Origin of the sequence: Cohnella phaseoli, assembly GCF_003386235.1 — a bacterium.
Taxonomy (GTDB): domain Bacteria; phylum Bacillota; class Bacilli; order Paenibacillales; family Paenibacillaceae; genus Cohnella; species Cohnella phaseoli.
The window spans coordinates 1-11,309 of the sequence record NZ_QRDZ01000028.1; the positions used below are offsets into that span (position 1 = coordinate 1).

Annotated in this window: 7 protein-coding genes; 5 read left to right on the forward strand and 2 right to left on the reverse strand. The window is 53.8% G+C overall.

The genetic code is table 11. The features are described from left to right. Positions 1-381 precede the first annotated feature (381 nt). The gene (locus tag DFP98_RS27890; RefSeq protein ID WP_246016798.1) at positions 382-1,497 is read right to left on the reverse strand and encodes a chitinase; all 1,116 of its coding nucleotides are present in this window, start codon (positions 1,495-1,497) and stop codon (positions 382-384) included. Between the two features lie 258 nt (positions 1,498-1,755). Here DFP98_RS27890 and DFP98_RS27895 point away from each other — a divergent pair, with 258 nt between their 5' ends. The 5 genes from DFP98_RS27895 (at position 1,756) to DFP98_RS27915 (ending at position 8,629) form a co-directional block, all read left to right on the forward strand. Continuing rightward, the gene (locus DFP98_RS27895; RefSeq protein WP_181917983.1) at positions 1,756-3,579 is read left to right on the forward strand and encodes a sensor histidine kinase; all 1,824 of its coding nucleotides are present in this window, start codon (positions 1,756-1,758) and stop codon (positions 3,577-3,579) included. After that, a complete protein-coding gene (locus DFP98_RS27900) occupies positions 3,554-5,158 on the forward strand; it encodes a response regulator transcription factor (protein WP_116063927.1) in 1,605 nt (534 codons plus the stop codon). Before DFP98_RS27895 ends, DFP98_RS27900 begins: the two co-directional genes overlap by 26 nt. Before the next feature lie 137 nt (positions 5,159-5,295). Further along, positions 5,296-6,807, forward strand: coding sequence for an ABC transporter substrate-binding protein (locus DFP98_RS27905; protein ID WP_116063928.1), 1,512 nt, complete (start codon positions 5,296-5,298; stop codon positions 6,805-6,807). 93 nt (positions 6,808-6,900) lie between these two features. Continuing rightward, complete coding sequence (locus DFP98_RS27910) at positions 6,901-7,782, forward strand: carbohydrate ABC transporter permease (protein ID WP_209074096.1); 882 nt, start codon at positions 6,901-6,903, stop codon at positions 7,780-7,782. Between the two features lie 19 nt (positions 7,783-7,801). Further along, entirely contained in the window at positions 7,802-8,629 is an 828-nt protein-coding gene (locus DFP98_RS27915; protein ID WP_116063929.1) for a carbohydrate ABC transporter permease, read from the forward strand. 150 nt (positions 8,630-8,779) lie between these two features. Here DFP98_RS27915 and DFP98_RS27920 read toward each other — a convergent pair whose 3' ends face one another. Then, positions 8,780-11,278: a discoidin domain-containing protein gene (locus DFP98_RS27920; protein WP_220377181.1), complete on the reverse strand. Its 2,499-nt coding sequence runs from the start codon at positions 11,276-11,278 to the stop codon at positions 8,780-8,782. Between the last annotated feature and the right edge of the window lie 31 nt (positions 11,279-11,309).

Sequence of the window (11,309 nt, forward strand, 5' to 3'; positions counted from 1 at the left end):
CAGAAGACGGATAGAGTCAAGCTTGTCGAGGAGAATCAGCGCGTCATACTACGTTAGGCAAAGATAAATGAATATCCAATTTTGTGGAAAATCGCATCTCCTGTTCCTGCTCTGATTTTTTGGCTTACTGGGAAGAAAATCAAATGGAAAAATATGAAACCAAATCACAATATTGGATTAGGCCTCACCCTTCGGCTATTATGTCAGGTTTGATGCATGACTAGTGCATAAAAGTGCCTCCACACCACTCCAGCCGCGGGCGAAGGCCATAAAAGTGCCTCCACGCCAACCAAGCGCGGAGCGAAGGCCAAAAATGTGCCATAATGGCCCGCGGGGGGCGCGTGTAGTGCGCATGGTTTCGGCGCTTCTCCCCCCTTCCAATCAGAACGGCCGCATGCCCAACGTATTCACTTTCTCGCCTTCGATTGAAACTCCCATCTGCGCAGCGATCTCCCGATAGAAAGCTACGCGGCGAGCGATGCGCCGATCGCTTTCGTCCAGATTGCCCTCCAGATTGCCGTTAATGATCATAATGGTAATCCCGAAGCCCGCCGGCGTTAGCCCCTTGGCCTTATTCGCTTCGGAAGGCGTCCAGTTGCCGACCATCACATCGTGAGCCGAAGGCTTCGGCGACTGGGGGGTCATCCAGAACAGAATAGCCGTCATAAAGCCCAGCTTGCCGTCTTCCACAATCAATTCGGGCTGTTGGAGCAGCGGATCCTTAGAGCCGTAAATAATTGCGCTGATCAATCCGTAATTGTAGTTCCAGCTCAGTTGGATCGGTCCGCGCCCGTGATAGGATTTCCCCTGAACCGGAGGGAAATGGTCGTTCTCCTCTACATATTTGGATCCGGTTGCGTTCCTGTAGGCGATCTCCTCATTCCAGTACAATCCCCATGCCCTCAGATCCCCCGACGACGTCGCCGTTCCTTCGCCCGTTTCGTGCGAAATATTCGCCAGGAACGCTGCCAGCTCGCGCTTGCGCTGCAAATCGGAGCCTTCCTTAATAAAGGAGCCGAAATCGACGGTCTGAGATACGATCGCCGCGATCGACGTCGTCGTGCCGGATGAAGAATAGAAATCGGCGGCTTGATAGATAAGCGTTTCCGTCCGGGCCTGTTTGTCCAATCGAAATATGCGCTTGCTTTCGGAATTGTCCTGCCTGTACTCCACCTTGTACTTGATGTTGGCGACCTCGGCCACGGCAGCCAGCAAGTTGGCGTAGGAATAATAATCGGTTTGATCTATTCTATAGTGGGACAAATGGACGGAAAATTCGTGCCACCCCTCCGACCCGATCCGATTAGGAAACAACCGCTCGTATTCGTCTTGCGGCAAGACGCTTTGAACGGCGTCTACGGCACGATCAGGCGCAAACAGCGGATCGATTCCCCCCCACAACGATTCGATGTCGGCATTGGTAAGCACTCGGCTTTGACCTACAGCCGGAGTCTTTGCTGTTTCGAACTTCGCCTCGAGCTTCTCTTCGCGTTCCATCCCGTTCTCCCCTTCTGATTGTTGTTCGAATGAAGCCTGCAATTCCAATTGTATTAGGCGCCGAAACGGTTTTCTATAGGAGGAAACCACGATTTTGTTATACAAAAGCCTGCAAAATAGCTTCGCCGGCTCGGAAGCCATCGCCTGAAGCTCCGGGAGAAACCGCTGTCATCGCCGCCATGTTCTGTTACAATGAACCTATCTGCCTGTCTGATAGATTCAGCTGCTATTGCCACTACCGGAAAAAGGATGGAGCCGATGAATCGATTTCTGACCTTTAAGCAAAAGCTCATTCTAACGTATATGGTTTTTATCGTGCTGCCCATGTCCGTTCTTGGATTAGGAGCCTACGGGCTGTATAGCGACGCTATGGAAAAAAAGGTGAGCGACTTTGCCCAGCAAGTCGCCGTCAGCACGGCCTCGAACATCGAGATGTATATCCGCGAGCTGGAGCAATTTACGCTGATGCCTTATTATGGCCGCGATTTTCAAGACACGCTGACCGACGACAGAGGAGCGGACCCCCTGTTAAGCATCGAGGTTAAAGAAACAATCGAGAAAAACTTCAGCTTCTGGCAGTCCCAGAGAGGCAGCGTCGAGAATATTTCCTACTTCAGCAAGCCCGGAGTCGGACAAGAGCGCATCTACAGTCTCGGTTATCTTCCTCCCGACCTGGAAGTCGGCAAGCTGCCTTGGTTCGAAACGTTCAGCGGCTCGGATGAAATCGTTACCTATCTCAGCCTGCATCAGCCCGCCTCGACCGACTTGATTCAGAACACGCCTCCGCCAAAAGTGTTTTCCCTGATTCGTAAAATTTATAAATCGTCCACTATTCTGATTACTTCGGGTTTCTTTCAGGTCGATTTCACGTTGGAAGACATCGAAAGAATCATGAGTCGAGTCAATCGCGAGAAGAACGGCTCCTTCCTGCTGATCGACCGGGATGGACAGATCGTCTATTCCGGCGATCCGGTAAACGAACAACTGCTGGCCCATATCGCCGAGCCGCCCTCGGATGGCCAAGATCGGCAAATCGTCAGTATGGGGAGCCAAAAAAACATCGTCGTCCATCATCCCGTGGGCAAAATGGGTTGGACGGTTGTCGGTTACGTCCCGGTTTCGCAGATCGTATCCGGAATTATGCAGGTGCGCAACTCCATGATTTTGATCGGAGTCGTCTGCATCGTGCTTGCACTTATCGTTTCCACAGGCATTTCCTATCAAATTACTAAACCGATCTATAAGCTGATCTCGCTGATCAAACGCGTCGAAACGGAAGACTTTCAAATTCAATACGACAATCCGCCACGCAACGAAATCGGACAGTTGATTCGCAGCTTCATCCGGATGAGCCGCAGATTGGACGAGACGATTCGCAATCTGTATCAGGCGGAAATCGTTCGCCAGGAAAGTGAGCTTCAGGCGCTCAAGTCGCAAATCAACCCTCATTTTCTCTTCAATACATTGGAAACGATCAAGATGAAGGCGGAGATCGATGAGGCCGACGCTACAGTCGATATGATCACTGCATTGGGCAAGCTGGTCAAAACGTCGCTGCATGCAGGCAACGACTTCAATACTTTTCGAGAGGAAAGAGAGTACCTCAACAATTATTTTTACATTCAAGATAATCGCTATGCTTCCCGATTCGATATGACGATTGACGTGGAAGAAGAGCTGATGGAGTGGTATATTCCCAAGCTGCTTATTCAACCGCTCGTCGAGAACGCCTTCTACCACGGGCTGGAGATGAAGCAGGGAAAAGGAAAGCTGAGCGTCGCAATCGGCAGGGAGGAATCGCATGTGAAGGTCGTCGTAACGGATGACGGGTTGGGCATGTCGCCGGAACGGCTGCTGCGCCTGCGACAAAGCCTCGACGACGGCAAACAGAGGCTCTCGCAAGACGAGAAAAGCATCGGTCTCGCAAACGTATTCGCCCGAATCGGATTGTATTTCGGCTCCCCCTACACGATGCACATCGACAGCCGTCCGGGAGAAGGTACAGAGATCGTTTTGCTGCTCCCCCCAATTAAGAGCGAAAGCGAGGTTAACATTTATGTTTCGCGTCATAATCGTGGATGACGAAGCCTACATTCGCCAAGGTCTTCGTAAAATATTGCAGCGTTTCGCCCCGCAATGGGAATTGGTAGGAGAAGCGGAGGATGGAGAGGCCGGACTGCGGCAAATTTTGCGACTGCAGCCGGATCTGGTCATTCTCGATTTTCGTATGCCGGGCCTGAACGGAATCGAGTGCTGCGAGCGGATTGCCGAGCGGGCTCCGCGCATTAGGCGCATTCTTCTCACCGCATATCAGGATTTTCAACTGGCGAAGCAGGCAATCAGCTGCGGCGTCACCGAGTTTATTACGAAGCCGCTGGATCGCGGAGAATTGCTAGAAACGCTTCGAAAGGTAGAGACGATGATCGAGAAGGAGCGCAACGAAGAAGCGCGCGTTCTTTCCCTGCAGCAGTCCGTCCAGAAAGTCGCCCCGCTTGCAACAAAGCTATATTACCAGCAATTCATCTTCGGACAGGACGACCGCGAGCTGGCGCAGTTTATCGTCGAGGCCGGCTACTCTCCCCCGCTCGACCGTGACAGCGACTCCCTCGTTCTTCTGGCGATCAGTCCCGACTGGATCGAGAACAACGCTTACAGCTCCTTCGACGTGGAACTGTTCCGGTACGCGTTGACGAAATTCGTTCAGGAGTGGTATGCGGAGCGCAACTCCGCCTATGTGCTGCAAGACCATATCGGTCAAGTAGTAGTTGTGCTGAACTACACTTCCGGAGAAGCTGCCGCTTCCCTAAGCGCTCGCGAATCGGCGAACAGACTGCAGCGGGACATCGACCGGACCTTCAAACGAACGGTCACGATCGGGCTCAGCGGCTTTCATCCATTGGCCGAGGCCTCCCAGGCCTACCAAGACGCCTCTCTTGCCGTCACCTACAGGCTGGTCTGCGGAGGAGGACAGATTCTATCCTTGCCCGCGCTGCCCGTAGATAGGAAGATATCGGCCTCGGAGCTGGAACACCTGGATGGTTCGCTTGAACAGCTGCTGCTAGGCAATGAACAAGCCGCCTTCTCGGCAATCGACAAGTTTGCCTTCTCCGAGCCCTTGATGCCCGCAGAGCTGAAGCGTTTAATCACCCATTATATTCTGCGAGTCGGCGCTCAATTGAAAATAATGGATCTGGATATGCGCCAAATTAGCGGCAAAACGCTTGAAGAGTGGCTTCATGAATTGGAGGGCATCGCTGTGCGCTCTTCCCTCATGTCCAGAATCGGCGAGCTGGTTCGGGATGTATGCCGAACCATCCGTCAGGAACGCAGCGCCCCCAATACGCCGTTGATCGAGAAGGTCAAACAGCACGTCTCGCAGGATTTAGCCGACGGCGTCAGCCTGCAGTCGGTAGCGGATCGCTTCGGTATGAACGCCAGCTATTTCAGCCGCTGGTTCAAGTTCGAAACCGGTCAGAACTTCGTCGCGTTCCTGAAGGAATGCCGGATCGAGAAAGCCCGGTCCCTTCTCTTGCAAAGCTCGCACAGCCTGCAGGAGATCAGCGAGCGGGTCGGATATGCCGACATCAAGCATTTCTGCCGGGTGTTCAAGGAATATACGTGCTATTCCCCGTCGGAGTATAAAAGAGCGCACTCCCGCTGAACCGTCAGAGCCAAGTCGCCAAAGTAAAGAAATTCATCCGAATGTAAAATCTGCCCCCCTATTGACTCCGACATTCGTGACTTAAGATAAAACAGAACCGAGGAATACGCTTACAAAAATGATTTGGGGGGATTTCAATGAGCTTCACCATGAACGCCAAAAAACTTCCCGCAATACTGCTCGGAACCGGACTTCTTCTCGGCGGCTGCAGCGGCAACAACTCCGACGGAGCTCCTTCGGAATCGGCGGCAGGCACCTCTTCCGCCAATCCAAGCGCAAGTACAAACTCCGGATGGCAGGGGACCATTACGATGTACGCTCAAGTGTACACGCCCAACTCCAAAAACATCGCCGGCTTGAAAAATCAGACGAAACTTCGCGAGGTGGCCGACGAGTACGAAGCCGCACATCCCGGCATTAAAATCGAATTCGTCGACGAAGAGTTCAAGGATTATACGCAGACAGTTCGGGTCAAGGCGGCGGCCGGAGAAATGTTCGACGTGTTCTGGGGACAATGGGCCGAACTAAACAATACGTTTCCGAAAGGCATCGCAGAGGATTTGACGGAGTACTTCAACAAGCCGAACCCTTACATTCCAGACAAAGCGACCTGGGCGGAAGCGATGAATACGACCGTCATCAGCGAGACGCGCTCCCCTGACAGCAAGAGCTATAACATTAACGGGGACTACGTCGCGACCGCCTTTTTCTACAATAAAGATTTGTTCGAGCAGGCCGGCATCGCGCAAGCGCCGACTAGCTGGTCGGAGCTGATCTCCGCCACGCAGCAATTGAAGGCGGCAGGCATTACGGCCATGTCTCAGGCTCCAGATTACGACTGGTTCCAGCGCCACTTCCTGTCGGACTTCTTCTCTAAAGAGTACGAGTCGATCTCCGCCTTCGACGAGAGCCCGGGCGTATCGTCGCTTGATCAGAGCATAGCCATTGTGAAAGGGATGCTGAATACTTCCGACGAGCGCTTTATGGGTTGGTGGCCGCTGTTCAAGTCGTTAACCGACAATTGGAAGCCCGATTACCTGTCGTCCGATCCCGGGGTTGTCGGCAGCAACGCGAGGAACGATTTCCTCGCCGGGAAAACCGCCATTTTCTACGACGGCAGCTGGTTGCCCGAGAACGCCAAGGACGCCAAAGTCACATTCGGGCTAGGCTCGTTTAACTTCCCCGTGCTTACGACGGCGGACACTCTGTACACGACCGGAGAAGACGTGTCGGGAGCGGTCGGCGGTCCGAACGCCGCCTTCCAGTTCGCCGTCTCCACCAAAGAGGCGAATGCAACCATGAAGGAGACAGGCAAGCAAGCGGCTGTTATCGATTGGCTGCAATTCCTGGGAACGCCGGCCAACGTAGAGAAAATCGTCAACGAGCACGGCACCTTCGTCCCGACCTGGCCGGATACGAAACCCGCCGAAAGCATGATCGAACTCGCCAACCAGGCTTCGAACAAGCTGAAGGCGCTCGGCGTAGGCGGATCTTCCCCGAACCTGGGCAAAAATATACAACGCATCTTCGGCCTGTACTTGAGCGGCAATATCGATTTCGACAAAGCGAAGGCCGATGTACAGAAAGAGCTCGATACGGCGATCAAGGAATACCAGTCCAAAAACAATGTCGACTTCAGTCAATACTAGAGCTGGCCGCGAATCGCATTAAAGAAGGGGGAGCCGCTGCCTCGAAGCGACTCCCCCCTTTCATTCTCCCTATCGAGAAAGGATGATCATCCGATGGCCGGCAAAGCCAAAATCAAGAGCGCGCTTACCGGGTACGGCTTTATTCTCCCTACCTTCGTCTTCCTGATCTGGTTCATGTACTACCCGGTCTATCAGGCGCTGAACGGCGCATTCACCGATTGGGACGGCTTTAACGCGCCGAACTATATCGGCTTGGACAATTTCACCCGGATGTTCAGCGACGAAGTGCTGCGGCAATCGGTCGTCAATGCCTTGATCTGGATCGCTCTGTCTATCGTGCTGGCGATCGTTCCGCCCTTCTTCGTGGCGGAGCTGATCTTCCACCTCAAAAAAGAGCGTGCCCAGTACATCTACCGAACCCTGTTCGTCGTACCGATCGTTATCCCCGGCATTGTCACTATTTTGCTATGGCGATTTCTGTATCAAGGGGACGGCGCATTAAATCAACTGTTGGACATCGTTGGACTCGGCTCCCTCAAGCAGCTTTGGCTGGGTGATCCTAATATCGCCCTGTATTCCATCATTCTGATGGGCTTTCCCTGGATCAGCGCGTTTAATCTGCTTATTTTCTATTCCGGGTTGCAGAGCATTTCTTCCGAGGTTATCGAAGCTGCCAAACTGGAAGGCGCTATCGGCTGGAAACGGGTGCGGTTGATCGACATTCCGCTGTCCGCCCCGCAATTGCGGCTAATCGTTATTCTGACGTTGATCGGGAGCTTGCAGAACATTATTCCTCCGCTGATCATGACGAACGGCGGTCCCGGATACTCCACCTACGTCCCGATTCTTCATATGTACAACGTGTCCACCGTGAACGGAGAATTCGGCTACGGCATGGCTATCGCGCTTGTCATGTTCGCCGTGATTTTGCTGCTTACGCTTATCAACATGAAGCTCATCAAATCCGAATCCTGATCCAGAGGAGGTCTCACCTATGCGTACCTTCCGGCTGCCTGGCGCGGGACAATGGTGTTTGCTGGCGCTGCTGCTGTTTAACCTGCTTCCGATCTATTTTATGTTCGAAAATTCCTTCAAGTCGCCGATCGCGTTCGCTTCCAGCACTTTGAACTTTCCGCAAGAGTTTCTGTGGAGCAATTACTCGACCGCCTGGGCTAAAATCAGCGAGCCGATTCTGAACTCCGCTCTCATTATCGCCATGAGCGTCGCAGCGATCGTGGTATTCGCCGCTATGAGCGCTTACGCGTTTTCCAGACTGCGTTTTCCGCTTCAAAACACGCTGTTCCTGCTCGTATTCGGGCTGCTGCTCATTCCCGGCTTTCTCACGCTGATCCCGCTTTACCTGCAAATCAAGAAGCTCGGCCTCTCCGACAGCTATTGGGCGCTGATCCTGCCTTATATCGCAGGGGGCCAAGCCTTCAGTATCTTCGTTCTGAAAACCTTCTTCGAGCAAATGCCCGACGAGCTCTTCGAAGCCGCTCGCATTGACGGAGCCGGGAATATCCGGATTTTCTCGACGATTGTGCTGCCGTTGTCCGTTCCCATCTGCACAACTGTCGCGATTATCAATATTACCGGCCTATGGAACGACTACTTGCTGCCTTCGCTGCTGCTGAATCGCTCCCATCAGACGGTGACGATGGCGCTTGTCTCCTTCGAAGCAGCCGCAGGTAATTACGGCCTGAGCGATTACGGAGGAATGATGGCCGCATACCTGCTCGCCTCCATCCCTCTGCTGCTCTTGTTCTCCCTATTGATGCGAAATTTCGTAGAAGGGATAGCTAGCGGCTCGATCAAAATGTAAGCAAAACGGGGCTGTTCCCTAAGGCGCGTATGCATACTCCGAGGATCGTAGATTTGGTGAAAGAAACCTCTGAGCGGGTTTGCATACACGCCCTAAGCGCTTCAAGCCGCTTTTTGGGACAGCCCCGTTTGGGCGCCTGCTAACATTCCGTCAATCCGACCAAACCTTCAGCTCGTTTATCGCAATATTGCCCCATTGACGGTTGCCGTTGTTCACCTTTAAGCGGATCGCACTGGCGGTAACCGGGTTGAACGAGATAACCCGTTCCTCCACCGTACTGTTATTTAGCGACCAGGTAATCGGCACGTTTGACGATGCTGTCGTCCATGCGGAGCCGTTGTAATATTCGACGTCGACGTTCGTAAGTCCCTGGCCGATGCCGAAATGGGTGAACAGACTGATTCTGCTCGTCGTGACGAAGCTGCCTCCGAAATCAAGCGAAACATACTGCGGGAATGCAATCGAGGTTCCGCTGGCCCACGACGTGGAAGTTTTGCCGTCGCTGATCGTGGAGATCGCGCCGGCGCTGCCCGTCGGGAACGTCGTGCTTGCCGCTGCTCCCTGCGCGGCGTTAACCGGCGCGGCGATCGGCGACTTGAACAGCTCCAGCTCGTTCACCGCGATATTGCCCCATTGGCGGTTGCCGTTGTTCACCTTCAGCCTGAGCTTGGAGAATGTCGTCTCCGCGAAGCCGACCGACTTAATCTCGTCGTCGCTAGTGTTGGAGCTCCAACTCAGCGCTATATTGGTCTGGATCGGCACCCATGACGAGCCGTCGAACGCCTCCAGATCGAAGTTCGTAATGCCCTGTCCTTGACCGAACCTTGTGTTGATTCTCAGCGTATCGGCCGTCACCGCTTCCGCTCCGAAATCGAGCGTAATGTAGTTCGGGAACGTCGGCGACTGATTGCTCGACCACGCGTATTCGTAGAAACGGTCGTTAATGTTGTCGATAACGGCCGTCGTTCCGTTCAAGGAGGCGAACGTCGTGCTGACCGCGGCACGCGGAGCCAGATCGCCCGTCGGCGATTGCGGAATCTGCGGATACGGAACTGCTGCCTTATTGGTAGAAGGAGGCACCGTGCCCTCGTATTCGTGAGCGCCGATGTCGGGATCGCCATTGTACAGCGCGTTGCCGTAATAGTCGCGGCCTCCGTGGTCGGCAATCGGAATCCCTGCGCCGATCAGCGGAGAACCCGCTTGCAGCTTGTAGCCGTCCACCGTGTTCATGCCGTTGCCGCCGCTTCCGGGGCTGACGAAGTTCGGATTGGCCGTGACCTTGTGCGGGTCGGAGGGGACCAGCGTCTTCCCGCCGAAGTACGCATTATAATCGAACATTTGGCCGGTCAGGTTCCAGCCCTTGTCCCCGACGCTGTAGTAGGCGTTGTTGTAGTTGCGAATGTTCGTCGGAGACCCCGAGGTTTTGGTAAAATAGTCGCTCATGACCGGATTGCCCGATGCGGCTCCGACATAGACGGTATTGTTGTGATTGGTGACATTTTTGATCGAGCCGCTGTAGCGGAAAATACTCTTCCTGTCGTTCTGGCTGATGTTGTACCGAACGACCGTATCGACCGTGTAGTACGTATCGTTCACGAATAGCATAAATCCTCCGGCGTTGTTATGGCTGTAATTATATTGGACGACGGAGCCGATATTCCCCGCATCCACGTCGAAGCCGTGGCCGTCCTCCTCGCCGTTTACGCTCTCGAACGACTCGTTGAACTGCACGAGATTGTTGTCGGCGTATGCCCACCAGATCGAAGCGTTCGTAGCCAGATAAGTCGCCTGCTGAACGGTGTTATGCTCCACGATCGCTCCGTCGGTCACGTTCCAAGCGATGCCGCCTGTTGCCGCTCTGATCACGGTATTGTTGGAGATTTTCACATCCGTTGAAGGCGTCCATGGCCCATACGGCTTCGGCACCCACGGCCACAAATCGCTCATGCCGTAACGCAGAATGCAGTTAGAGCCGATATAAATGCCGTAAGCGTCGACGTCGGTCAGGACGTTGCCGTCAATCCATATTCCATTAAAGGCGCTTGGAGTGACCGAGCCGACCGAATCGAAAATAATGCCGCCCGAGCGTGTCGTGTAGGCGCCGTCCACATCGTGAATGTTCAAGTTTTTCAGTTGAATGTGGTTAAGAATGCCGGCCTCTTCATTCAGAATGTAGACGCCTCTGCGCTGGCCCCGCGGATTCTGCCAATTGCGGTCGAAGGGCAGCGTCGAACGGTTCGTAATCTCCAGGTTGTTGATCTCCCAGTACTCCTGGTTTTTCAAATAGACGGCTTCCAGCTCGGACGTGACGCCCGCAATCAGAGGCTTGCTTCCCGAGCCGTACATGTCGATGACAATCGGACTTCCGAACGCTCCCGAGCCTTTCGGCCACAGTCTGCCGTTCCAGGTGCCGTCCGCCTTAAACAAAATTTGATCGCCGGGCGCGAACGTCGTGGCATTGACTTTGTCCAACGACTGCCATGCCGATCCCGGACTACTGCCGTCATTGCTGTCGCTTCCTCCAAGGTTGTCTACGTAATAGACGACTCCGGAAGCCTCCGCCTCTGTCGGAGCGATGCCGACAAAGCTGCAAATCATACTTGCAACTACCATTAAAGCCCCCAGTCTTTTGTGAATCCCTCTGCTCAAGCGATCATCCCTCTCCTTGAATATATGTAAT